Genomic DNA, 24,165 nt, shown 5'->3' with positions numbered 1-24,165 from the left:
CGGATTGCGACGGCGATCGTAGCGCCATCCCTCGGTTTGCACTGTCAATTCACGGCTTTACGCGTTATGGATGACAGAAGCGTCCGGCGGGTCGCTTTTCACCATATGCGACGTCGCTTTCGAAATCAGGTCCGCGCAAGAGGAAGGATATTTCTTGTACGACGAGCCTGCCGCCCGCAGCGCCACTGGAGACGAGGAAACAACATGTCCGACGACGAAATCATTCTCGCCGATCTCTCCGACGAAGAGCTCGTGCAGCAGATGCACGACGACCTCTACGACGGCCTGAAGGAGGAAATCGAGGAAGGAACCAACATCCTGCTCGAGCGTGGCTGGGCACCTTACGACGTCCTCACCCAGGCGCTCGTCGAAGGCATGCGCATCGTCGGCGTCGATTTCCGCGACGGCATCCTCTTCGTTCCGGAAGTTCTGCTCTCGGCCAATGCGATGAAGGCCGGCATGGCGATCCTGCGCCCGCTGCTCGCCGCCACCGGCGCGCCGAAGCAGGGCAAGATGGTCATCGGCACCGTCAAGGGCGACATCCACGACATCGGCAAGAACCTCGTCGGCATGATGATGGAAGGCGCCGGCTTCGACGTCATCGACCTCGGCATCAACAACCCGGTCGAGAACTATCTCGAAGCCATCGAGCGCGAGCAGCCGGACATTCTCGGCATGTCGGCGCTGCTGACAACCACCATGCCCTATATGAAGGTCGTCATCGACACGATGAAGGAAAAGGGCCTGCGCGACGATTACGTCGTTCTTGTCGGCGGCGCGCCGCTGAACGAGGAATTCGGCAAGGCCGTCGGCGCCGACGCCTACTGCCGCGATGCGGCCGTGGCCGTGGAAACCGCCAAGGAATTCATGAAGCGCAAGCACAACATGCTTGCCGGCTGATCGTGAATTCGACGGCGCCGGTCTTGAATCGGCGCCGTCCGCTGACGACCTTTAGTTTGCGGCGTTGTCGATGTCCTGGCCGGCGGCCTGCGTCGCATCCACGGCATTGGCCGTATCCCGCCCCATGCCGCGAATGGTGTTGCCGCAGGCGCTGAGCGCCAGGAGCGCGGCGAGAACGATGGTCATACGGGTCAGGTTCGTCCCAGTCATGATTGGAGTCCCTTTTCATGGATGTGGTTGACGCAGAACTTCGGGATGGAAGTCCCACCGGTGAACGCATGAACGCGGAAAAAGTTCGCGTCATCGCCTGCGGCGCCATCGCCCGCGAGGTCCTCGCAATCCGCGAGGCGAACGGTCTTTCCCATATCGACCTTCTCTGTCTTCCCGCCATCTGGCACGCCCATCCGGAAAAGATCACCCCCGGCGTGGAGCAGGCGATCGCCGAAGCGCGCGCCGAGGGGTTTTCGCGCATCTTCGTCGGCTATGCGGATTGCGGCACGGGCGGCCTGCTCGACCGGCTCTGCGAGCGCGAGGGCGTCGAGCGCATCGCCGGCCCGCACTGTTACTCCTTCTTCGCCGGCAACGAGGCCTTTGCGGCCAAGGACGACGACGTCACCTCCTTCTTCCTCACCGATTTCCTCGCCCGCCAGTTCCGCGCCTTCGTCATCGAGCCGCTCGGCCTCGATCGTTATCCGCAGCTGAAGGACATGTATTTCGGCAATTACGAGAAGCTCGTCTATCTCTCGCAGGTCGAGGACGAAGGCTTGCAGCAGAAGGCGAAGGAGGCGGCGGACTATCTCGGCCTCACCTACGAATATCGCTTCACCGGCTACGGCGACCTGACGGGCGAGCTTTTGCGCGCGCGGTAAGGAACGGTTAGCCAATCCGGCCGGATCCCGCCTTCCCTTAAGACGGCGATAAACTCCGCGCGCGACAGTGTCGGCCGAAATTGCCCCTCACCCTAACCCTCTCCCCGCAAGCGGGGAGAGGGAACGTGCCCGACGAACCGGTCATGATTGAGGAAACCGACGCGGCATTTCCTTCTCCCCGCTTGCGGGGAGAAGGTGGCGGCAGCCGGATGAGGGGCGGACGCAAATGCATAGGCTCCTCGATGACGGCACCGACCATCGCCATTCTGATCCAGCCCGGCCCCAACCCGGAAATCGTCGTCAACGCCCTCAAGGCCGCTTTCCCGAGCCTCGTCGTCATCGAGGAACAGCCCGAATCGAAGAAGCTGTTCATCCAGCGGCGGGCGAAGAAGCTCGGCTGGGTGCAGGCGCTCGGCCAGCTTGCGACCATGGTCGTCTCGAAATACGGCAAGCGCTTCACCACGAAACGCGCTCAGGAAATCATCGAGGAGTTCGGCGTAAACCCCTCGCCCGATTCGCAAATCCGCCGCATCGCGGTGCCCTCGGCCAACAGCCCCGAACTTCTGGGGGCGCTCGGAAAAATCCGGCCGGCGGCGCTGCTCCTCGTCAGCTGCCGCATGATGAAGGCCGAAACGCTTGCCGCGATCCCCTGCCCCGTCCTCAACTTCCACGCCGGCATCAACCCGCAATATCGCGGCCTGCAGGGCGGCTACTGGGCGCGCATCGCGCGCGACGAGGAGAATTTCGGCGCCACCGTGCATCTTGTCGATCCCGGCGTCGACACCGGCGACGTGCTCTACCAGCAGCGCGTCAAACCTTCCAAACGCGACACGATGCACACCTATCCGCTGCTCCAGACGGCGGCCTCGACCGGTATCATCGTCGAGGCGATGCGCGATGCGGCGGCCGGCAATCTCAAGCCATTGAAAATAGCGGCGCCCTCGCGGCAATGGTATCATCCGCCGATCTGGACCTGGCTCTGGAACGGCGTGACCCGCGGCATCTGGTAAAACCTTCTGTATAGTCGAATCCCGCGTCGTTTTTGAGCATGGGGCAGTCGTGGCGGGTGAAGCCCGCGACGCGGCAAGATCGCATTGTCAGCGCGAGGAGAATTTTCGACATGGCAGACCGCATCATCGTCTACTGGCGCGACATCCCCGCCCAGGTCATCATCAAGAAGGGCCGCACGAGCGCCAAGCGGGAACTGTCGCTGCGCTTCACCGAGGCGATCGACATGTGCGCCATGCGCACCGGCGCGGCCGAAACGGACGACTACCTCGCCGAATGGCGCAAGGCCGATCCCGTTCCGGTCTCCGACGACCTGGAGGCGGAAGCCGACAGGGCCGCGGCCGAGCTGGAAGCCGCCTATGACCGCGAGCGGCTCGTCGCCCTCGTCAAGGCCGGAGGCCGCGACAATGGCTGACGCCGTCCAGAAACCGGGCAATGCCGCCCCCGCCAAGAAGGCCGCCACCGGCGCCTTCACCCCGGCCGGCGTCTCGCCGAGCCGCCGGGCCCGGCACAAATACACCGTCCGCCTGTGGGCCGTGCGCCATTCCCGCTTCTTCGAGTGGTTCTACCACCGCTTCGCCCAGGGCTTCCTGCTGCTGCACCCCGTCTGGAAGCTTCTCGGCTACCAGCGCGTCGAGCGGCCGATCACCTTCGTCGAGCGCCATGTGAAGGGTTTTCTCTTCGACTGTCGCATGTGCGGCCAGTGCGCGCTGTCGTCCACGGGCATGTCCTGCCCGATGAACTGTCCCAAGCAGCTTCGCAACGGTCCCTGCGGCGGCGTTCGCGCCAACGGCAATTGCGAAGTGGAGCCGGACATGCCCTGCGTCTGGGTCCAGGCCTGGAAGGGATCGCAGAACATGGCGAAGGGGGATGCCATCATGAACGTGCAGAAACCGGTGAACCAGTCGCTGCGCGAAACCTCCTCCTGGCTGCGCGTGACGGCCGAGGCTGCCGCGGCCAGGGAAGCCGCCGCTGCCGGAAAGGACGCCTGATCCATGGCGCATATCGATGAAAACCCGCTCGGCCCGCACCTGCCGCTCGATCCCCTGCCCGGCCATTCCTCGCTCGGCCGGCTGGAGCGCGTGCTGCGCCGCGGCGAATTCGCCGTCACGACGGAACTCAACCCGCCCGACAGCGCCAATCCGGAAGACGTCTACGAGCGCGCCGCGGTCTTCGACGGCTGGGTGGATGGCATCAACGCGGTCGATGCGTCGGGCGCCAACTGCCACATGTCCTCCGTCGGCATCTGCGCGCTGCTCACCCGCATGGGCTATGCGCCGATCATGCAGATCGCCTGCCGCGACAAGAACCGCATCGCCATCCAGGGCGACGTGCTCGGCGGCGCGGCCATGGGCGTATGCAACATCATGTGCCTGACCGGCGACGGCGTGCAGGCCGGCGACCAGCCCGGCGCGAAGCCGGTCTTCGACCTCGACTGCATGTCGCTGCTCGAGACCGTGCGCATCATGCGCGACAATTCGAAGTTCCTCTCCGGCCGCAAGCTGACGACGCCGCCGAAGGTCTTCCTCGGCGCGGCGATCAACCCCTTCGCCCCGCCCTACGACTTCCGCCCCTATCGTCTCGCCAAGAAGATCGAGGCCGGCGCGCAGTTCGTGCAGAGCCAGTATTGCTTCGACGTGCCGATGTTCCGCGAATACATGAAGAAGGTGCGCGACCTCGGCCTCAACGAGAAATGCTACATCCTCGTCGGCGTCGGCCCGATGGCCTCGGCCAAGACGGCGAAGTGGATCCGCTCCAACGTGCCGGGCATCCACATTCCCGATTCCGTCATCGCGCGGCTCGAGGGCGCCCAGGACCAGAAGAAGGAAGGCAAGCAGCTCTGCATCGACATCATCAACGAGGTGAAGGAGATCGAGGGCGTTTCCGGCATTCACGTCATGGCCTACCGGCAGGAGGAATATGTCGCGGAGATCGTGCATGATTCCGGCGTGCTGAAGGGCCGCCAGCCCTGGAAGCGCGAGCCGAACCCGGTCGACCAGCTCGTCGCCGAACGCATCGAAAGGACCCGCCAGGGCGTCGAACAGAACCAGCAGCAGATGGCCGAAACCGCCGCCCATCATCCCCATTGACCGGAAGACGAACGCCTATGTTGGAGATATCCCCCTCATCCGCCTGCCGGCACCTTCTCCCCCTGGGGGAGAAGGGGGAAACCGAGGCGTCTCCACTCCCCTTCTCCCCCTCGGGGAGAAGGTGGCCCGAAGGGCCGGATGAGGGGGCTTCCTCTCCGCCCGCCGCCAGCATTGCAACACCGGAAATCGCGCGCTAGACCAGACCCAGCGCCCCGCCCCAGAGGACCCTATATGACACGCACCATCGTCGCCTCGGCCACCCGCGAAATCATCATCGGTTTCGACCAGCCCTTCTGCGTCATCGGCGAACGCATCAACCCGACCGGCCGCAAGAAGCTGGCCGCGGAAATGCAGGCCGGCAATTTCGAGACCGTCATCAAGGACGCGCTGGAACAGGTCACCGCCGGCGCCACCATGCTCGACATCAATGCGGGCGTGACCTCGGTCAACCCGAACGAGACGGAGCCGGGCCTTCTGGTGCAGACGCTGGAGATCGTCCAGGGCCTCGTCGATATCCCGCTCGCCATCGACTCGTCGGTCACGGCCGCCATCGAGGCCGGCCTGAAGGTCGCCAAGGGCCGCCCGCTGGTCAACTCCGTCACCGGCGAGGAGGAGAAGCTCGAAGCCATCCTGCCGCTCGTCAAGAAGTACGACGTGCCGGTCGTCGCGATCTCCAACGACGAGACCGGCATCTCGATGGACCCGGACGTGCGCTTCGCCGTCGCCAAGAAGATCGTCGAGCGCGCCATGGACCACGGCATCAAGCCGCACGACATCGTCGTCGACCCGCTCGTCATGCCGATCGGGGCGCTGGGCGATGCCGGCCGCCAGGTCTTCCAGCTGCTCTATCGCCTGCGCAACGAGCTGAAGGTCAACACGACCTGCGGCCTTTCCAACATTTCCTTCGGCCTGCCGCACCGCCACGGCATCAATGCCGGCTTCATCCCCATGGTCATCGGCGCCGGCATGACCTCGGCCATCATGAACCCCTGCCGCCCGCAGGAAATGGAGGCCGTGCGCGCCGCGAACGTACTCAACGGCACGGATGCCAACTGCACCAACTGGATCATGACCTACCGCGACCACAAGCCCGCCGAAGGCGGCGCCGTCACGGCCGCATCCGCAGCACCGGCAGCCGGCGGCGGTCGCCGCGGCGGCCGCGCAGCCCGCGCCGGCGCCGGCGCGGCACGAGAATAACGTGGCCGGGCGCCAGCTTCGTCGCGACGCCTTCAGCCTCTGGCTGGAGGCGCCTCTCGTGATCGCCATGCGCTGCCACGAGATGCAGGTGGCGGCGCTGACGGGATCGACGCAGAACACCGCCGAGATGACCCGGATGGTCACCGAAAAGATGGCTGCCACGGCGGAAAGCGTCGTGGCAGCCAATTTTGCTGTTGCCAAGGCCATGATGACGGCGGCCTCGCCCGAAGCCACGGCCCGCGCCGTCTCCGAAGCCGCGCTGAAACCCTATGGCAAGCGCGTGCGCCGCAATGTGCGACGTCTCTCGGCCAAGAAGGGCTGAGATGCGCCGCTTGACGCCCAAGAGAAAGTACGACCGATGCGCATCGAAGGTGAGAACGAGACCAACATGACGGAAGCTTCGGCAAAGGAACCGTTCGTCCTCTTCATGCCCTCGGGCAAGCGCGGCCGCTTCCCGGTCGGCACGCCGGTCCTGGAAGCCGCGCGCAAGCTGGGCGTCTATGTCGAGAGCGTCTGCGGCGGACGCGCGACCTGCGGGCGCTGTCAGATCGAGGTGCAGGAAGGCAATTTCGCCAAGCACAAGATCGTCTCCTCGCTCGACCACATCTCGGGAAAGGGCCCGAAGGAGGAGCGCTACGAGAAGATCCGCGGCCTGCCGGAAGGCCGCCGCCTCTCCTGTTCCGCCCTCATCCTCGGCGACCTCGTCGTCGACGTGCCGCAGGACACCGTCATCAACGCGCAGGTCGTGCGCAAGGCGGCGAGCGACCGCGTCATCGAACGCAACGCCGCCATCCAGCTCTGCTATGTCGAGGTGGACGAGCCGGACATGCACAAGCCGCTCGGCGACCTCGACCGCCTGAAGGTGATGCTGGAGAAGGACTGGGGCTGGAAGGACCTGCTCATCGCCCCGCACCTCATCCCGCAGGTGCAGTCGATCCTGCGCAAGGGCAACTGGGGCGTCACCGCCGCCATCCACCGCGACATGGATTCATCACGCCCCTTCATCGTCGCCCTCTATCCGGGCCTCAAGAACGAGGCCTACGGCATTGCCTGCGACATCGGCTCGACGACGATCGCCATGCATCTCGTCTCGCTGCTGTCGGGCCGTATCGTCGCCTCTTCCGGCACGTCCAACCCGCAGATCCGCTTCGGCGAAGACCTGATGAGCCGCGTCTCCTACGTCATGATGAACCCGGACGGCCGGGAAGCCATGACGAAGGCGGTGCGCGAGGCCGTCAACGGCCTGATCGGCAAGGTCTGCACCGAAGGCGAGGTCGACCGGCACGATATCCTCGACATGGTGTTTGTCGCCAACCCCATCATGCACCACCTCTTCCTCGGCATCGACCCGACGGAGCTCGGCCAGGCGCCCTTCGCGCTCGCCGTGTCGGGCGCGCTGCAATACTGGGCGCATGAACTCGACATCGAGGTGAACCGCGGCGCCCGGCTCTACACCCTGCCCTGCATCGCCGGCCATGTCGGCGCGGATGCCGCTGGCGCGACCCTCGCCGAAGGCCCCTACCGGCAGGATCGCATGATGCTGCTCGTCGATGTCGGCACCAATGCGGAGATCGTGCTCGGCAACAGGAACCGTGTCGTCGCCGCCTCCTCGCCCACGGGGCCTGCCTTCGAAGGCGCGGAAATCTCCTCCGGCCAGCGCGCCGCCCCGGGCGCGATCGAGCGCGTGCGCATCGATCCCGTGACGCTGGAGCCGCGCTTCCGCGTCATCGGCGTCGACAAGTGGTCGGACGAGGACGGTTTCGCCGAGGCCGCCGCCAGCGTCGGCGTCACCGGCATCTGCGGCTCGGCGATCATCGAGGTCGTCGCGGAAATGTATCTCTCCGGCATCATCTCCGAGGACGGCGTGGTCGATGGCGCGATGGCGGAGAGGAGCCCGCGCATCCTTCAGAACGGCCGTACCTTCTCCTATCTCCTGCACGACGGCGAACCGCGCATCACCGTGACGCAGAACGACATCCGCGCCATCCAGCTCGCCAAATCCGCGCTCTATGCCGGCATCAAGCTGCTCATGGAAAAGCAGGGCATCGACCATGTCGACACGATCCGCTTCGCCGGCGCCTTCGGTTCCTTCATCGATCCGAAATACGCCATGGTGCTCGGCCTCATCCCGGACTGCGACCTCGACGAGGTGAAGGCCGTCGGCAATGCCGCCGGCACGGGCGCGCTCATGGCCCTCCTCAACCGCGACCACCGCCGCGAGATCGAGCGCACCGTGGCCCGTATCGAGAAGATCGAGACGGCGCTGGAGCCCAGCTTCCAGCAGCTCTTCGTCAACGCCATGGCACTGCCCAACAAGGTGGACCCCTTCCCGGAGCTTGCCAAGGTGGTGACCCTGCCGGAGCGCAAGGTGCTGGCCGACGACGGCGGCGGCGAAGGTGGCGGGCGACGCAGGCGGCGGAGCAGGGAATAGCGGCGGCCTCCGGGCTCGGAGTTTCCCCCCTCTGCCCTGCCGGGCATCTCCCCCACGAGGGGGGAGATTGGATGGAGCAGCGTTTCGCCCATCTTGAGCGATGCGATTTAAGCAAGGTGCCCGACTCCTGCCGATCTCCCCCCTTGTGGGGGAGATGCCCGGCAGGGCAGAGGGGGGTATCAGCCGCCCCTGTCTCAGCAGGCGACCTGCAGCATGTCCATCGGTCGGCGCTCGATGCGGGCGAAGGCGGCGCGGATATAGTCCGCCACGGCGAGCGCCGGCGTCTCGGCCTCCTCGTTGACGACGAGGCCGATCAGGTAGTGGCCGAGATCCGGCAGACCGTCCTTCTCGCCGAGCGCCACCATGTCGTCCCCCACCAGGAAGCGCGCGAGCGGCGCGACCGCGAGGTCCGCCCGGATCGCGGCGCGCTGGCCCATGTGATGGGCACAGAAATAGGCAACGCGGAAATCGCGGCCCGAACGGCTCAGCTCCTCCAGCGCCCGCGCCCGCCAGATGCAGCCCTCCTCCCAGACCGATACCGGCAGCGGGTTCTTCAGATGCGCATTGCCGCAGTTCTTGCCGGCCCAGACGAGCTGTTCCTTGAGCAGGACCTCGCCGGGAACGGGGATCGTGCCGTCGGTGGCATTGAAGATGGCAAGGTCGAGCCGCCGCTCGGCGACGGCGCGGCGCAGGTTGCCGCTCGTCTCGATCGACACGTTGACGGCGATCGACGGATAGGTCTCGGCAAAGCGGCGCAGCACTTCCGGCAGGATGAGCTCGCCGACGTCGTCCGGCGCGCCGAGCCGCACCACGCCGTTCATTTCCGGCATCATGAAGCGCGACACCGCCTCGTTGCTGAGCGCGATCAGCCGGCGCGCATAGGAGAGCAGCACCTCGCCATGATGCGTCAGCACCACGGAGCGCGCATCGCGGCGGAACAGCGTGCAGCCGAGCAGTTCCTCCAGTTTCTTGATCTGCATGGAGACGGCGGACGGCGTGCGGTGCACCGTCTCGGCGGCCGTGGTGAAGTTGCCGGTCTCGGCAATCGCCACGAAGGTTTTCAGGATGTCGAGTTCCAGCAAGGGGAGCGTCTGGCGCATCAGCAGGTTCATGCCTACCTCCATGGATCAGAAAATCTGAAGCAAACTGTCACTTCATTTCGTTTGATTGAAAACCGAGATGGGCGGATAGTCAACCTCACAAGCCAACGAGTGAAAGGAAAAACGCCATGGATACGCAGAAATCATACGCGAACGGCGCCGATCTCGCCGTTACGGTTCGTGGAAACGGATTTTACTACGCAATACGGCGCTTCGTGGGCGACGCGATCGAAGCCCGCCGCCGGCGCAATGCGGCCCGCCACACGGCCGAGGAACTGGCGCAGCTGCCGCCCTATCTCAAGGACGACATCAACTGGCCGGTCGTTGCCAACCATGAGGAACGCTGATCAATCCAATCAAATATATTCGTTTGATTGATGCATGAGGTTGCGACATAGTCACGATCAAGGTCGCGACCTTTCGAAACCTCCCAAGCTCGAAAGGACCCTGAAATGGCAATAGCATTGGAACATCGTCCGGTACGGCGTGCATCTGGCACCCGTCACGCCGGCAGCCTGTCCCGTCCCGTCCGGGATGCCTTCGAACGGATCGTCTCCGCCTGGCGGCGCTATCGCACCGAGCGCGAGCTGGAAGGCCTGTCCTTCGACCAGCGCAAGGACATCGGCTTCCGTTCGTGGGACAAGACCACACGATGACGGACGACTGTAGCGGCAACCCGCCAAAGGAAGACGACGCCGAACACCGCCGGAGTTGACGTCAAACGTCCCTCCGGCGGTTTTTTTCATGGCCGCAGGATCGGCACCTTTGGCGCCACCGTTTCCGGCAGGATGCCCGTCACCCGCGGATCGTCGAAGACCTCCACCTGGCGCTTCACCGGCGTGAAGCCGGAGCGGATATAGAATGACAGGGCCTGCGGCGCGTCGAGCGTGCAGGTATGCACCCAGAAGCGGCGGACCGGCGGATGTCCCTCCCGCGACCAGGCCCGCGCGATCGCCCGGTTCATCAGCCAGCGCCCCGTTCCATTGCCGATGATCGCCGGCGTCAGGCCGAAGAAGGCGAGCTCGCAGACGCCCGCCTCGCGAAAATCCAGCTCCAGCAGCCCCTCGCCCCGCCCGTCCTTCATCACGGCATAGACCTCGACATCCGGGTGATGGAGGATTTCGGCGAGATCGGCCTCGGCCATGGCAAGGCGCGAGGCCCAGAGCCATTCGGCACCGATGCGGCCGTAGAGGTCGCGATACCAGGCGATCTCCGGCCGGGCGATGCGCTCGAGCGTGATGCCGGCCTGTTCGGGATCGGCGCGCTCGGGCGGCGGTGCCCGCATTTCAAGGCAGGTCACCACGGCGGCGAGCTTGCCCGCCGGCACATCCGAATATCCATCTGGCAGCATCGACATCACCCTGCAAAAATCCTGCTTCCTATGTCGCGAGGCGGGCCTGGTTGTCAAACGGAACGACGCGGTTCCCGTGTATCGGGGCAAGCTGTCGCAATCGGACGATGCCGGCGGCAGGGTCGCAAATGTGCAAGTGCGAAGGCATGGACACAATTCCGCCGGAAGGCACTGGCATTTCAGCGATACGCAGCGGGATTCAGTCGTAACCATCCCTTTCGGTGTCGCAAAAATACTAGCGCGCCTGCCGGACAGCCTGCAACGATTGCGACATCGCGCCTCCAGCATGGACACTCCGATGAACAAGCCAAACGTCAAGAAGCGCTCTCTCGTCTTCTTCCTGGTGCCCAACTTCTCCATGCTGCCCTTCTCGGCGGCGATCGAGACCCTGCGCATCGCCAACCGCATGCTCGGCTACGAGGCCTATACCTGGCGTCTCGCCTCGACGGACGGCCAGCAGGTGCTCTCCTCCAGCGGCATCGGCATCGAGGTGAACTCCTCGCTCGCCGACGAGCGCAAATATCTCGGCGGCGAGAACCGCCCCTCCATGGTGCTGGTCTGTTCCGGCATCTATGTCGAGGACTTCTCCAACAAGTCGGTCAATGCCTGGCTGCGCGAGGTCTACAACCGCGGCATCGCCGTTGGCTCGCTGTGCACCGGTGCCCATGTGCTCGCCCAGGCGGGCCTGCTCACCGGCAAGCGCTGCGCGATCCACTGGGAGAACCTGCCGGGCTTCGCCGAAGCCTTCCCGCAGGCCGACGTCTATGCCGACCTCTACGAGATCGACAGCAACATCTATACCTGTGCCGGCGGCACCGCATCGCTCGACATGATGCTGAACCTGATCGACCAGGATTTCGGCGAGAACCTCGTCAACCGCGTCTGCGAACAGGCGCTGACCGACCGCGTGCGCGGGCCGCACGACCGCCAGCGCCTGCCGCTGCGCGCCCGCCTCGGCGTGCAGAACGCCAAGGTGCTGTCGATCATCGAACTGATGGAGAGCAACCTCTCCGAGCCGCTGTCGCTGCTGGAGATCGCCAACAGCGCGGACCTCTCGCGCCGGCAGATCGAGCGGCTGTTCCGCCAGGAGATGGGCCGCTCGCCCGCCCGCTACTATCTCGAGATCCGGCTCGACCGGGCGCGCCACCTGCTCGTGCAATCCTCGATGCCGGTGGTGGAAGTGGCGGTCGCCTGCGGCTTCGTCTCCGCGTCGCACTTCTCCAAGTGTTACCGCGAACTCTACAACCGCTCGCCCCAGCAGGAGCGCGCCGAGCGCAAGCTGACGCTGTCGGCCATCGCCCGCTGACCGATTAGAGCAGTTCCAGCAAAAGTGCGAAGCGGTTTTGCGTCCGGAACTGCGGCGAAACAAAAGGATAGAGCTTTTTCGCGATCCGGAGAAAAGCGGAAACGCTCCAGGCCCCGCCGCGGCGGGGCTCAGCTTGCCAGCGCGCTCATCAGCGACAGTTCGGAGAAGACCCGGTTCCGGCCGGCATGCTTGGCCATGTAGAGGAACTGGTCGGCGGCGTTCAGGTAGTTGTCGAAGGTTTCCCGGCCGGAAATCGCCGCAAGGCCGGCGGAGACAGTGATCGTCAGGGGCTCGCCGTCCGCATTGATCGGCTGTGCCGCCAGTTCCAGGCGCAGCCGCTCGCAATAGTCCAGCGCCCCTTCCAGTTCCAGGCCGTGGAAGATGATGCCGAACTCCTCCCCGCCGAGCCGCGCCAGGAGGTGGCGGTCGCCGACCCGGTGCTTGAGCCGGCGCGAGACGGCCTTCAGCACGATGTCGCCGACCTCGTGGCCATAGGTGTCGTTGAGGCGCTTGAAATGGTCGATGTCGAGGATGGCGATCGACATGGGTTCGCCCCGGCGCAGCGCCTGGTCGACGAGCCGCGGCCCCGCCTCGAAGAAGTAGCGGCGGTTGTAGATGTCGGTGAGATAGTCCCGCGCGGCGATGCGGTGCAGCGACTGCACGCGCTTCTGGATTGCCGCGACGTGGAAGATGCGGCTGTTGAACTCTTCGACGAGGAACGGCTTCTGGATGTATTCATCGCCGCCGGCGCGCAGGAAGCGGGCGGCCACCATGCGGTCTTCCGAGGTCGACAGGCCGACGACGCGTACGGCATCGTCGCCATGGCGCTGGCGGATCTCGTTCAGGAGGTCGAAGCCGTCCATGTCGGCAAGCGCGAGATCGCAGACCACCATGTCGATGCCGCCATGCGAATCAAGCGCATCGAGCGCCGCCGCCCCGCTTTCGACCGCGATGATCTGAAAGCGTTGCTTGGCGATCAGGTTCACCTGCCGCTGCAGGCTCTCCGGGTCGGAATCGACGACGAGCACCTGCGTCTTGCCGCTCGTCAGAATGCGGTCGACGGCCAGCACCAGCTGCTGGATCGCCGACGGATTGTCCTTGACGACATAGTCCAGCACGTTCTTCGCGAGGATTTGGTCCCGGGTCGCATCGCTGAAGGAGCCGGTGAAGACCAGCGGCGCAATGCCCTTCGAAATCACATAGTCGAGCGCTTCGCAGTTCGGCGCGTCGGGCAGGTTGAGATCGAGCACGGCCAGCACGAATTCCGGCGCATCGCCCTGGAAGATCGCCCGGACCGCGGCCATGCTGGAACAATGGGTGACGCAAAGGCCGAGCTCCCGCTCGAGCCGGTACTTGAGCGCGGTGGAGAACATGCGCGAGTCCTCCACGAGCAGCACCCGCTGGCCGGAATGGCGCAAGAATGCAGGCCCTCGCTGCGGATTTGTATCCACTCCCACGTCGTCCAGTACCCTGATGATGTTCCGGTCTGGAACGCATTACAAACCACCGGTTTTACCAACTGGTTAATCCGGGAAGAAATATCTCACGCTACGTAAGGGACATATCCGGGTGAATCACGAAAATCCTGTGGAGAATCAGGCCGTCAGGCGCCGCTGGGTCGTCTTGATCTGGGTCAGCGTGTCGAGGTTCTGATTAACGCGGCAGTAGAATTCCTCGTCGATGAACGGGCGCATGATGAAATCGTTGCCTCCGGCCTTGAGGAAGCGGGCGGAAAGCAGGCGATCGGTGGAGGACGACACGCCGATGATGCGCAGCTGATGCGACCCGACCGTGCCGCGAATGCGCCGCGTCAACTCGAAACCGTCGATATCCGGCATGTTGTAGTCGGTGATCATCAGGCCGATATCGGGGTTTGCCTTCAGGAGGGCGAGCGCCGCCGAGCCGCTTTCCGCCGCGCTGACGCGGAAGTTGTAGCGCTTGAGGCGCGTCGTCAGCAGCGCCCGGGCCGTCGCGCTGTCGTCGACGATCAGGACGTGGTGGTTGTGGTTGGTGAGGAAGCGGCAGACCGATTCGGCCAGCATGTCGACCGCGAAGATATTGTCCTTCAGGATGTAGTCGACGATCTCCTTGGACAGCAGCTGGTCGCGCGTCTTCTGCTGGAACGTGCCGGTGAAGACGATCGTCGGAATGCTGAGGTCGACCAGATAGTTCAGCGCCTCGCCGTTCTCGGCGCCCGGCAGATTGATGTTCGAGATCGCCAGCGTGATCTTCTCGCTGGACTTGTCATAGGCCAGTTCGATTTCCTCGAAGCTGCGGCAAATCTCCACGTCGATGTCGAAAAGCTCCTTCAGGCGCTTGGAGATCATGGATGTGAAGACATTCGAGTCCTCGGCAATAAGGATGCGGTGATGCGAGAGAGACGCGCCGGAATACTGCATCCCGGAAATGCCGACAAATGCCATGGATATGCCTTCGTAATAACGATGTTCCCCAGGTTAAGACGTAGCCGCAACCCTTTGCGAAAGCGTTAAATTTAGAGGGCATGAAAAAGCGGTGGGCGAAACTCTTCCCCCGGGCGCGAGGCAGTCACGCAAAGAAAAGCGGCGCGGTTGATCTTCCGCGCCGCTGGAAATATCCGCCTCGAAGCTTACTTGACCGAAGCCGAGCCGCCTTGGATCTCGACATTCTCGCCGCCGTTCAGCGCGATCCGGTCACCGTTCGGCAGGGTGAGGAAGCAGCCGGACGGGCAGATCGTCTCCGTCGCGCCGGGCTCGAGCGCAACCTCCATGCGGCTGCCGCCCTCCACGATGACGAGCACCTGGGTGTCGCCGTCCTTGTTGGTCACCGAGGCCGCCATGGCCGGAGCGGACATCGCGGCCGACACCAGCAGCATCATGATCATTCGCTTCATCTCTGCCCGGCGCCTCGGCGCCGCCCCTGTTCACAAGCCCTTGCGGAACACTATCGTTCCGCGCCGGGATTTGCATGTGTTTTATGGGGAAACGGCTGAATGGAGCGTGAATGCGGCGTTCATGTGCCGCAAATCGGGCACGGCGGTCAGGTCTTGGGCCCGTCCTCCGCCGGCTTGCGGCGCCGGCCCGCCGTCGGCCGGCGATTCTCCCGGGTCGCCTGGTCGAGCAGCCTGGTGATGAGATCGGCCCCTTCCGGCGAGATCTTGATCGGCACTTCCGCCGCCGCCGGCGCGCCGATGGCGATGCCTTCGGCCCGGAACCGTTCGAGGGCGGCGGCCCGCAGATCGGACTTCACGCCCGTGCCGTTGAGGATATCCGCAAGAAAGGCCCGGATCTCGAAATCCAGTGTCGCCGAGGAGAATGCCTGGAAGACCACCGTGGGCTCGGGATTGCGCAGCAGCCCCTGCTGCCCGCGCACGACCTCGGTGAGGATCTCCTGGACCCTGCGCGGATCATTGCTGGCATGCACGCTGATCGCCATGTCGATGCGGCCGAGCTTGTTGCGATGCGTCCAGTTGCCGACCTGCCCGTTGATCAGCACCGAGTTCGGCACGATCACCGTCTGGCGCTGGAAGGTCTCGATCTCGGTGGCGCGCACGGAGATGCGGCGCACGAAGCCCTCGGTCGTGCCGGCCACCACCCAGTCCCCCACCTTGAACGGCCGCTCGGCGAGCAGGATGAGGCCCGAGACGAAGTTCGAGACGATGTTCTGCAGGCCGAAACCGATACCGAGCGAGAGGGCACCGGCAACGAGCGCGAGGCTGGACAGGTTGATGCCCGCCGCCGATATGCCGACCAGCCCGGCCAGCGCCACGCCGGCATAGCCGACGGCGGTGCGGACGGAATTGCGCACGCCGGCATCGACCTGGCTGCGCGCCAGGACATTGCCGTCCACCCATTTCTGGAACCAGCGCGTGATGAGGAGGCCGGCGACGAAGAGCAGGATGCCCGCGAAGATGCCGATCAGCGAGATGGTGATGCTGCCGATGCGGATTTCCGTGAAGATGCGGTAGGCCCAGGATTCGATGTCGGCGACCTGGAAGCCCCATTGCAGCAGGACCAGCGGCACGAAGAAGACGAAGATCAGCAGATAGATGCTGAGCCCGGCGGCGAGCCCCACCTGATCGAGCGTCACCTGGCCCAGGCCGAAGCGTTCCTCCAGCCGCTTGCCGACCGCCGTTTCGGCAAAGGCATTGGGCGCCGAGACGGCGCGGCCGGAGAGGAAGCCGATATACATGGTCACCACGATCGCGCCCGTGACGACGATCTGCGTGGCGATGAAGCGGGCCATGCCGACATAGCCGAGCAGCGAGGCGAAGATGAGCCCGAGGCCGGTCAGAATCAGGAGGACGAAGATCGACCGCGGCCAGGGCCGCCCCTGCGCGTCGGGCGTTTCCCCCTGGTGCAGCACCGGCTTGATGAAGGCGGTGACGACGAGCAGCGCGCCGATGATGATCGAGGCGAAGAAGCTTTTCACCACCGTCAGCACGACCGGGGAGCCCAGTACCTCGCTGATCGTGCCGAGGAAATAGTCGGCGCCGTTGACGATGGCCATGCTGAAGATCAAGAGCCACAGAAGCTGCGCGCCGCGATCGGACACGCGAACCAGCCGCCAATGTCCGTCACCGGGCGACAGAACCGCATTGGCAAGCTGCGCCACGAAGAAGATTGCAACCATCACGCCCAGCGCGACCGAGGCGATCGGCGCGATGTCGGAGCGCAGCACGTTGAACGTATCGAGGAAGAAATAGCTGGTGCCGGCAAAGGCGCCCACGGCGATGCTCGGCAGGATCGTCGACCAGAAGGCGACGGAAAGCCGCGTGATATAGTGCGGCTTCTGCTGCTGCACGGCACGCGTGATGACGGGGGAAAACAGCCGGTAGCCGCCGGAGAGCAGCACGAGCGCGGCCACCAGCGACAGCGCGACGGCGCCCAGAAGCTGCATGCGCTTGAACTTCCAGACGAACTGCAGCCAGGCCGTCGCCGTGCGGCCGAGCGTCGCCGTCTCGTTCGTGAGCGCACCGGAGGCCTCCGTGAAAAGCGCCGTGTTGATGTCGGTACGCTTGAGGATGGCATCGGTGAACAACCGCCGGCGGATTTCCGTGATGCGGTTCGAAAGCTTCGTCGCCTCGATGGAAAGGTTTTCCGCCTCCCCGGTCAGCGCGTTGATTTCGTTGCGCTCTGCGGCAAGCTTCTTGCGCTCCTCCACCACGACGGCGGCTTCGGCCGGCGCGCCCTCGGCGGGCGGGTCGCCGAGTTCGGTCTGGCGCGCCTTGATCGCCTCCAGCCGCGGCCGCGTCGCGACCGAGATGGCCAGGATCGTCCGGTTCAGCGCTTCGGCCTCGATCTTCAGCTCCACGAGCCGCGCGTCGTCATCCTTGTACCGCTCCACCCGCTCGCGAATCGCGTTGAGCTGCCCGCTGGCGCGGTCGAGGTCGCTGCTCGCCTGCTCGATCTGCGTCGCGTCGATGGCGGGCGCGGCCGCGGTCTGCGCCCGGGCGGGCGCGGCCGCAAGCAGGAGAACCGCAAGAAGGACGGAGAGAAGGCGGAAGGTCGGCAACAGGCCATCCTCGTTGAACGGAAACAGACGACGCAGCACAGGCATGCGGTTGCGCACCCTTCTAGCCGCGAATGCGGCCATTTTAAACCGGCATGCCCGCGGAACTAGAAGCCGGCGCCCGGCTCGGCGAGGTAAGCCTCCTCCTCCCGGGTCGAGACGCGGCCGAGAAAGGCGTTGCGATGGGGAAAGCGGCCATACTCGGCGATGACGTCCCGGTGGCGAACGGCATAGTCGAGATACATCTCGTCGCCATGCGCCTCGAAGAGCTCGACGGAAAGATCCTGGTCCGCAAGCGCCTCGGAATGTTCGAACGGCATGTAAAAGAAATGCCGCCGGTCATAGGAAACGGCCTTGTCGGCGCCGACCTCCAGCGCAAGACGCGCCTCGCGCCGGGCGATCCAGTCGGTGGCGAAGGCCAGCGGCGAGGCGCGGTACATGTTGCGGGGAAACTGGTCGAGCACGATGATGGCGGCAAGCTGGGCCTCCGGGCTTGCCCGCCACGGCGCCGTCACCGCCTGCGAGAGCGCGAAATGCGTCTCGGCGAAGGTTTCGCGCACATGCGCGTCGAGCGCCGGCGTCGATTGCCACCAGTCCTTGGCCGTCAGCGTCTCGCACCAGAAGCCGACGACCTCCTGCGGTGTCCTGATCCTGCTCTCGCTCATGCCATCCGTCTCCATTCGTCTTGGCGGCAATATGGCGGTGTACGACCGGGTTGCAAGGGGCGGCGTTAGCAAAGCGTTTCCCCTTTTCGTGAGCGCCGCCTTTACCCGGCGGGCGCTAGGCTGCCCGAACGCGATGAAAACGGGACAAACGATGCTGAAATTCACCGGGCTCTCCACGTCCGCCTACCGGAAGACGGGTTTCGACCTGCTCCTCGGACTGGAGGGCTCGACCCGGCGCGCCTATCTCGACACGTCGGCCGATCCGGCACCGACGATCGGCATCGGCTTCAACCTGCGCTACAATCTCGAACCCGTGCTGAAGGCGATCGCCGGCAGCGGCTGGAGCGCGGCGCTGCAGGCCAGGCTGAAGGCCGTCATCGACCAGAGCTATTCCAAAGGCGAGACCGCCCTGCTCAACAGCCGGCTCGACACGGTCATGGCCGACTGGAACGCGACGCGCGATCCCGGCGTGCCGAAGACCTTCGCCTTCTCCTCGAATGCCGAGATCCAGGCGGCGCTGACCGCGCTCTCGCCGCGCTACGAGGCGGCGATCGACACATGGCTCGCCGGCATCCCAAACTCCACCGAGCGCGCCGTGCTGTTCAGCATGGCCTACAACGCGCCCTCTTTGCTCGGGCCGAAGCTGAAGGCCGCGATCCTTGCCGGCGACCGGGCGGAGGCCTGGTACGAGATCCGCTACAATTCCAACGGCGGCGGCCATGCCGGCATCGCCAACCGGCGTTACGTCGAGGCCGAGCAATTCAAGCTCTTCGCGAGGGAAGGCACGGCGACGACGGCAGAAGCGCTCGATGCCGGCCGCATGTATGCCGCCCATCGGGATAAGATCCTCTCCTATGAAAGCCGCTTCGACGCCGATGCCGCCGGCCGCATCAAAGGGTTTTCCGGCATCGATTCGATCTTCGGGGAATATGCCCCCGCCATTGCCCGGCTGAAGGCGGCCCACGGCATCGGCAAGGGCATGGCGCTGGAGGAGCTGCAGGTCGCCTCCGCGTCCCTCCGCAATCTCTCGGGCGACGGCACGGCGCATGATTCGACCGCCAACGACGCCGATCTCCTCGTCGGGTCCTCGCACGCCAATACGCTTTCCGGCGGCCGCGGCCATGACGCGCTTCTGGGCCTTGCCGGCAACGACAGGCTCCAAGGCGGCGCAGGCAACGACTGGCTGAACGGCGGGGCGGGTGCCGACCGGCTGACGGGCGGGGCCGGCGCCGACACCTTCGTTTTCCGCAGCGCCGCCGAAATCGGCCTTGCGGCGCGCGACCGCATCACGGATTTCGAATCCGGCCGCGACCGCATCGACCTTTCCGCCATCGATGCCAACGGCCCCGAGGCCGGCCACAGCTTCACCCTTCTTGCGCGGGGAAAGGCCTTCACGGGCGATGCCGGCGAATTGCGCTGGTACACGACGACGGCAAACGGCAAGGCCGTCACCGTCGTGGAAGTCGACATCGACGGCGACAAGGCCGCCGATTTCCGCCTCGACCTCGACGGCAAGCTGGCGCTCGGCAAAGGCGACTTCCTGCTCTAGTTTCGCCGGAATCGCTGCCGGCCACCCGCCCTCCTCCGTCAAACGCCGCATCGCGACCGCCCCGCAAACCCCCGGCGCGGCGGGCGGCGCATTGTCGCGGACCAATGGATACAAGGGCACATATCGGCATGGCCAGCCTGTTCCCCAGGGAACAGCGCGATGCGGACGGTTCAATAGAACAGCGGTTCACCCCGCCGATTGCATGGATCCCCGGCCGCCGGCGGCATGACCATAACGCCCAACCTGCACAGTTCATTCGATGACGAACGAAATTCTGACCATGGGTCTGTTGCTGTGCGCAGGGCACTGGCTGGCCGACTATCCCCTGCAATCGGACTTCCTGGTGAAGGCGAAGGTCGAGGGGCCGCTGCGGGCCTATCACCTTGTCGCCCATGCCGGCATCCACGGCGCCGTGGTGCTGCTGGTGACGGGAAACGCCCTGCTCGGCCTTGCCGAATGGGTCCTGCATGTCCTGATCGACGAAGCGAAGATCCGGGGAAAGATCAGCTTCGCACAGGACCAGGCCCTCCACCTCCTGTGCAAGCTCGGCTGGCTGGTCGCAAGCGTCGCGCTGACGACACCGTGACGTTCCCGCGCCTTCAGGCCTGCTTCTTCAGGCCCGCGTCGCGGACGATCTCGGCGATCGTGGCGAACTGTGCCGAAAGCGGGTTGCTCTTGCGCCAGACCATGCCGATCGTCCGCGTCGGCCGGGGTTCGGCCAGCGCCGATATGCAGACAGATGCGGACCGGGTTTCCGTATCCACCGCCATCTGCGGAATGAGCGTCACGCCGATGCCCGCCCCGACCATCTGCACCAGCGTCGAGAGCGAGCTTCCCTCCATCAGGTCGCGCACAGACGCGGCCCCGATATTGCAGACCGAAAGAGCCTGGTCGCGGAAGCAGTGGCCCTCCTCCAGCAGCAGCAGGCGCATTTCATGCAGCCTGTCGGAACTCGGCACCGGCTTTCCGGCGTCCTCCAGAGGCCGCACCAGCACGAACTCCTCGTCGAAGAGCGCGATCTCCTTGAGGGCCGGCTCCGAAATCGGCAGCGCGACGATGGCGGCGTCGAGCTTTGCCTCCGTCAGGTCCTCGATCAGCCGCTGCGTGATCGCCTCGCGCGGCCGCGGATCGATGCCGGGATAGAACCGCGCCAATGCCTTGATGATGTCCGGCAGGAGATAGGGCGCGACCGTCGGGATGACGCCGAGGCGGAGGCGGCCGGCGATCGGCCCGTGCGCCGCCCGCCCGAGATCCTCCAGCTCGTCGACCGAGCGCAGGATCGCCCGCGTCCGCTCGGCGAACTCCTCGCCAAGCCCCGTCAGCCGGATGCGCCGCCCGCCCCGCTCGACGAGCGGCACGCCCACCAGGTCCTCCAGCTCGCGGATCTGCACGGAGAGCGCCGGCTGGGAAATCGCGCAGCTCTCCGCCGCCCGGCCGAAATGGCCGATGCGGGCAAGCGCCTCGAAATAGCGCAGATGTTTCATGGTCAGGCCATTCATAACCTGAGCATATCGGAGCCTTTAGTTTTTACAATTGGAGTTTATGACTGGCCTTTGCTACGCCTTGGCAACCCGGAAGACGCTTCACCGCGGCGCCGACCCAAGAGGCGCGCCTGCAAGTTCCCTTCCGGTGTCCTGTCGAATCAAGAAAATCCGTTGGAGGACCAAATGGATACGAAGACGACGACGACCGGCAAGTGTCCGGTCATGCACGGCGGCGCCACCGCCCTCAACAATTCCGTCATGGAATGGTGGCCCAACGCGCTCAACCTCGACATCCTGCACCAGCACGACACGAAGACCAATCCGCTGGACAAGGGCTTCAACTACCGCGAAGAACTCAAGACACTGGACGTGGAGGCGCTGAAGGCCGACCTGCGCGCCCTGATGACGGACAGCCAGGACTGGTGGCCGGCCGACTGGGGCAGCTATGTCGGCATGATGGCACGCGTCACCTGGCATGCCGCCGGCTCCTATCGCGCCGCGGACGGCCGCGGCGGCGCCAATACGGGCAACCAGCGCTTTGCCCCGCTCAATTCCTGGCCGGACAACGTCAACACCGACAAGGGCCGCCGCCTGCTCTGGCCGATCAAGAAGAAATACGGCAACAAGATCTCCTGGGCCGACCTGATCGCGCTTGCCGGCACCATCGCCTATGACGTCGCAGGCCTGAAGACCTTCGGCTTCGCCTTCGGCCGCGAAGACATCTGGGCGCCGGAAAAGGACGTCTACTGGGGTGACGAAAAGCAGTGGCTCGCCCCGAGCGACGGCCGCTATGGCGACGTCTCCAGGCCGGAAACGCTGGAAAACCCGCTCGCCGCCGTGCAGATGGGCCTCATCTACGTCAATCCGGAAGGCGTCAACGGCAAGTCCGACCCGCTGGCGACGGCCGCGCAGATGCGCGAGACCTTCGCCCGCATGGGCATGGACGACGAGGAAACCGTCGCGCTGACGGCCGGCGGCCACACGATCGGCAAGTCGCACGGCAATGGCAGCGCGGGCGATCTCAGCCCGGACCCGGAAGCCGCCGGCCCGGAATTCCAGGGTCTTGGCTGGATGAACACGAAGGGCCGCGGCATCGGCCGCAACACGGTCGTCTCGGGCATCGAAGGCGCGTGGACCTCCGAGCCGACGAAGTGGGACAACGGCTTCTTCGAGATGCTGTTCAAACATGAATGGACGCTGACCCACAGCCCGGCCGGCGCATCCCAGTGGGCGCCGATCGTCATTGCCGAGGAAGACAAGCCGGTCGACGTGGAGGATCCCTCGATCCGCACCATCCCGATGATGACCGACGCGGACATGGCACTCAAGGTGGACCCGATCTACCGCGAGATCTCGCTGCGCTTCAAGAACGACTTCGCCGCGTTCTCCGATGCCTTCGCCCGCGCCTGGTTCAAGCTGACCCATCGCGACATGGGCCCGAAGTCGCGTTACTTCGGCCCGGACGTTCCGGCGGAAGACCTCGTCTGGCAGGATCCGATCCCGGCCGGCCGCACGGACTATGACGTCGCCGCCGTCAAGGCGAAGATCGCCGCCTCCGGCCTGTCGGCCGCGGACCTCGTCGCCACCGCCTGGGACAGCGCCCGCACCTTCCGCGGTTCCGACTTCCGTGGCGGCGCGAACGGCGCGCGCATCCGCCTTGCCCCGCAGAAGGACTGGGAAGGCAACGAGCCGGCGCGTCTCGGCCGGGTGCTTGCCGCCCTGGAGCCGATCGCGGCCGCCTCGGGCGCAAGCCTTGCCGACGTCATCGTGCTCGCCGGCAACTGGGGTGTCGAGCAGGCGGCGAAGGCCGCGGGCTTCGACGTCATGGTCCCCTTCGCACCGGGCCGCGGCGATGCGACGGCCGAGCAGACCGATGTGGACGGCTTCGCCCCGCTGGAACCGCTGGCCGACGGTTTCCGCAACTGGCAGAAGAAGGACTATGTGGTGAGCCCGGAAGAGCTGCTGCTCGACCGCGCCCAGCTCATGGGCCTGACGGCACCGGAAATGACGGCGCTCGTCGGCGGCCTGCGCGTGATCGGCACCAACCATGCCGGCACCGCCCATGGCGTCTTCACCGACCGCGTCGGCGCGCTGACGACGGACTTCTTCGTCACGCTCACGGACATGGCCTATTCGTGGATCCCGACGGGCAACAACCTCTACGAGATCCGCGACCGCAAGACGGGCGCTGCCAAGTACACGGCGACGCGCGTCGACCTCGTCTTCGGCTCGAACTCGATCCTGCGCGCCTATGCGGAGGTCTATGCCCAGGACGACAGCAAGGAAAAGTTCGTCAAGGACTTCGTCGCCGCCTGGGTCAAGGTCATGAACGCCGATCGTTTCGATCTGGCCGCCTGACCGGCGGGCCATCCCGCCGGCCGGGATGCCACACGCACACCTTCCCCCGCCTGGGCGGGGGAAGGCTTCAGCAGGAATGCAAGGCCGCAAGGCCTGAGCAGTTCCGGCAAAAAGGCGAAAAAGCCGAAACGCCCTACGACGGATTTGCCGGGCTCTTCGGCTGCGCGTCCCCCGATTTCGGCTTGCGGCCCTCCGGCGCCTTTCCGGCGCGCTCGCGCGCATGCGCCTCCGGGCCGGCAACGATCACGCCGGGCTTCTTCTCGTCCCGGCGCCTGTCTTCCTTCGACTTCGAAACCTGAGACTTCTTGTCCATGGCAGCCTGTTCTCCATTGAAAGATGAGAGACGAACGATTCTGCCGGACGCTGG

At 65.3% G+C, this 24,165-nt stretch carries 25 protein-coding genes; 15 read left to right on the top strand and 10 right to left on the bottom strand.

Features of this window, described 5'->3' with window-relative positions:
• Positions 1–204 precede the first annotated feature (204 nt).
• Positions 205–900 (top strand): corrinoid protein, encoded by a 696-nt coding sequence (locus MUU56_RS22480; RefSeq protein ID WP_064330367.1) that lies wholly within the window; start codon positions 205–207, stop codon positions 898–900.
• A gap of 51 nt (positions 901–951) precedes the next feature.
• Here MUU56_RS22480 and MUU56_RS22475 read toward each other — a convergent pair whose 3' ends face one another.
• Positions 952–1,086 (bottom strand): entericidin domain-containing protein, encoded by a 135-nt coding sequence (locus tag MUU56_RS22475; RefSeq protein WP_244769674.1) that lies wholly within the window; start codon positions 1,084–1,086, stop codon positions 952–954.
• A 92-nt stretch (positions 1,087–1,178) separates the two neighbouring features.
• Between MUU56_RS22475 and MUU56_RS22470 the strand changes: the two genes are divergently transcribed.
• The 8 genes from MUU56_RS22470 (at position 1,179) to MUU56_RS22435 (ending at position 8,495) form a co-directional block, all read left to right on the top strand.
• On the top strand, positions 1,179–1,769 hold the full coding sequence (locus tag MUU56_RS22470; RefSeq protein WP_244769504.1) for a DUF1638 domain-containing protein: 591 nt from the start codon (positions 1,179–1,181) through the stop codon (positions 1,767–1,769).
• A 242-nt stretch (positions 1,770–2,011) separates the two neighbouring features.
• Positions 2,012–2,779, top strand: a complete 768-nt coding sequence (locus MUU56_RS22465; RefSeq protein ID WP_244769503.1) for a formyl transferase — start codon at positions 2,012–2,014, stop codon at positions 2,777–2,779.
• 110 nt (positions 2,780–2,889) lie between these two features.
• On the top strand, positions 2,890–3,192 hold the full coding sequence (locus MUU56_RS22460) for a virulence factor (protein WP_064330369.1): 303 nt from the start codon (positions 2,890–2,892) through the stop codon (positions 3,190–3,192).
• A complete protein-coding gene (locus MUU56_RS22455) occupies positions 3,185–3,769 on the top strand; it encodes a methylenetetrahydrofolate reductase C-terminal domain-containing protein (protein WP_244769502.1) in 585 nt (194 codons plus the stop codon). The genes MUU56_RS22460 and MUU56_RS22455 overlap by 8 nt, the downstream gene beginning before the upstream one ends.
• A 3-nt stretch (positions 3,770–3,772) precedes the next feature.
• Positions 3,773–4,867 (top strand): methylenetetrahydrofolate reductase, encoded by a 1,095-nt coding sequence (locus tag MUU56_RS22450; RefSeq protein ID WP_244769501.1) that lies wholly within the window; start codon positions 3,773–3,775, stop codon positions 4,865–4,867.
• A 231-nt stretch (positions 4,868–5,098) separates the two neighbouring features.
• Positions 5,099–6,064, top strand: coding sequence for a methyltetrahydrofolate cobalamin methyltransferase (locus MUU56_RS22445; RefSeq protein WP_244769500.1), 966 nt, complete (start codon positions 5,099–5,101; stop codon positions 6,062–6,064).
• A gap of 1 nt (position 6,065) precedes the next feature.
• Entirely contained in the window at positions 6,066–6,386 is a 321-nt protein-coding gene (locus MUU56_RS22440; RefSeq protein WP_244769499.1) for a hypothetical protein, read from the top strand.
• A 36-nt stretch (positions 6,387–6,422) separates the two neighbouring features.
• The gene (locus MUU56_RS22435; protein WP_244769498.1) at positions 6,423–8,495 is read left to right on the top strand and encodes an ASKHA domain-containing protein; all 2,073 of its coding nucleotides are present in this window, start codon (positions 6,423–6,425) and stop codon (positions 8,493–8,495) included.
• A gap of 194 nt (positions 8,496–8,689) precedes the next feature.
• On the opposite strand, the gene MUU56_RS22430 is transcribed toward MUU56_RS22435, so the two are convergent.
• Positions 8,690–9,607 carry a LysR family transcriptional regulator gene (locus MUU56_RS22430; protein WP_244769497.1) on the bottom strand — a complete coding sequence of 306 codons (918 nt, stop codon included), beginning with the start codon at positions 9,605–9,607 and terminating at the stop codon, positions 8,690–8,692.
• A 116-nt stretch (positions 9,608–9,723) separates the two neighbouring features.
• Between MUU56_RS22430 and MUU56_RS22425 the strand changes: the two genes are divergently transcribed.
• Together MUU56_RS22425 and MUU56_RS22420 are read left to right on the top strand one after the other, a co-directional pair.
• The gene (locus MUU56_RS22425) at positions 9,724–9,942 is read left to right on the top strand and encodes a hypothetical protein (protein WP_244769496.1); all 219 of its coding nucleotides are present in this window, start codon (positions 9,724–9,726) and stop codon (positions 9,940–9,942) included.
• A gap of 105 nt (positions 9,943–10,047) precedes the next feature.
• Positions 10,048–10,251 carry a hypothetical protein gene (locus tag MUU56_RS22420; RefSeq protein WP_244769495.1) on the top strand — a complete coding sequence of 68 codons (204 nt, stop codon included), beginning with the start codon at positions 10,048–10,050 and terminating at the stop codon, positions 10,249–10,251.
• Positions 10,252–10,337: 86 nt separating this feature from the next.
• Here MUU56_RS22420 and MUU56_RS22415 read toward each other — a convergent pair whose 3' ends face one another.
• The gene (locus MUU56_RS22415; protein ID WP_398431503.1) at positions 10,338–10,946 is read right to left on the bottom strand and encodes a GNAT family N-acetyltransferase; all 609 of its coding nucleotides are present in this window, start codon (positions 10,944–10,946) and stop codon (positions 10,338–10,340) included.
• A gap of 298 nt (positions 10,947–11,244) precedes the next feature.
• On the opposite strand from MUU56_RS22415, the gene MUU56_RS22410 reads away from it, so the two are divergent.
• Complete coding sequence (locus MUU56_RS22410; protein ID WP_244769493.1) at positions 11,245–12,252, top strand: GlxA family transcriptional regulator; 1,008 nt, start codon at positions 11,245–11,247, stop codon at positions 12,250–12,252.
• A gap of 128 nt (positions 12,253–12,380) precedes the next feature.
• On the opposite strand, the gene MUU56_RS22405 is transcribed toward MUU56_RS22410, so the two are convergent.
• From MUU56_RS22405 to MUU56_RS22385, 5 genes are all read right to left on the bottom strand, one after another.
• Entirely contained in the window at positions 12,381–13,670 is a 1,290-nt protein-coding gene (locus MUU56_RS22405; RefSeq protein WP_244769492.1) for a GGDEF domain-containing response regulator, read from the bottom strand.
• Positions 13,671–13,847: 177 nt separating this feature from the next.
• Complete coding sequence (locus MUU56_RS22400; RefSeq protein WP_244769491.1) at positions 13,848–14,675, bottom strand: response regulator; 828 nt, start codon at positions 14,673–14,675, stop codon at positions 13,848–13,850.
• Positions 14,676–14,860: 185 nt separating this feature from the next.
• Complete coding sequence (locus MUU56_RS22395; RefSeq protein ID WP_244769490.1) at positions 14,861–15,124, bottom strand: hypothetical protein; 264 nt, start codon at positions 15,122–15,124, stop codon at positions 14,861–14,863.
• A 146-nt stretch (positions 15,125–15,270) separates the two neighbouring features.
• The gene (locus tag MUU56_RS22390) at positions 15,271–17,790 is read right to left on the bottom strand and encodes a mechanosensitive ion channel domain-containing protein (protein WP_244769489.1); all 2,520 of its coding nucleotides are present in this window, start codon (positions 17,788–17,790) and stop codon (positions 15,271–15,273) included.
• Between the two features lie 59 nt (positions 17,791–17,849).
• Positions 17,850–18,407, bottom strand: a complete 558-nt coding sequence (locus MUU56_RS22385) for a DUF924 family protein (RefSeq protein ID WP_244769488.1) — start codon at positions 18,405–18,407, stop codon at positions 17,850–17,852.
• A 151-nt stretch (positions 18,408–18,558) separates the two neighbouring features.
• Between MUU56_RS22385 and MUU56_RS32730 the strand changes: the two genes are divergently transcribed.
• The gene (locus tag MUU56_RS32730; protein WP_280531143.1) at positions 18,559–19,956 is read left to right on the top strand and encodes a M10 family metallopeptidase C-terminal domain-containing protein; all 1,398 of its coding nucleotides are present in this window, start codon (positions 18,559–18,561) and stop codon (positions 19,954–19,956) included.
• 259 nt (positions 19,957–20,215) lie between these two features.
• A complete protein-coding gene (locus MUU56_RS22375) occupies positions 20,216–20,542 on the top strand; it encodes a DUF3307 domain-containing protein (protein WP_244769487.1) in 327 nt (108 codons plus the stop codon).
• A gap of 13 nt (positions 20,543–20,555) precedes the next feature.
• Here MUU56_RS22375 and MUU56_RS22370 read toward each other — a convergent pair whose 3' ends face one another.
• Positions 20,556–21,455 (bottom strand): hydrogen peroxide-inducible genes activator, encoded by a 900-nt coding sequence (locus tag MUU56_RS22370; protein WP_244769486.1) that lies wholly within the window; start codon positions 21,453–21,455, stop codon positions 20,556–20,558.
• Between the two features lie 168 nt (positions 21,456–21,623).
• On the opposite strand from MUU56_RS22370, the gene katG reads away from it, so the two are divergent.
• Positions 21,624–23,798: a catalase/peroxidase HPI gene (katG, locus tag MUU56_RS22365; RefSeq protein WP_244769485.1), complete on the top strand. Its 2,175-nt coding sequence runs from the start codon at positions 21,624–21,626 to the stop codon at positions 23,796–23,798.
• Between the two features lie 133 nt (positions 23,799–23,931).
• Here the strand turns inward: katG and MUU56_RS22360 are convergent, their stop codons facing one another.
• A complete protein-coding gene (locus tag MUU56_RS22360) occupies positions 23,932–24,111 on the bottom strand; it encodes a hypothetical protein (protein ID WP_244769484.1) in 180 nt (59 codons plus the stop codon).
• Positions 24,112–24,165 lie beyond the last annotated feature (54 nt).

Origin of the sequence: Shinella yambaruensis (assembly GCF_022899355.1) — a bacterium.
Taxonomy (GTDB): domain Bacteria; phylum Pseudomonadota; class Alphaproteobacteria; order Rhizobiales; family Rhizobiaceae; genus Shinella; species Shinella yambaruensis.
The sequence above is the reverse complement of the archived record's forward strand: the minus strand, read 5'-3'. Positions and strand labels throughout refer to the sequence as shown.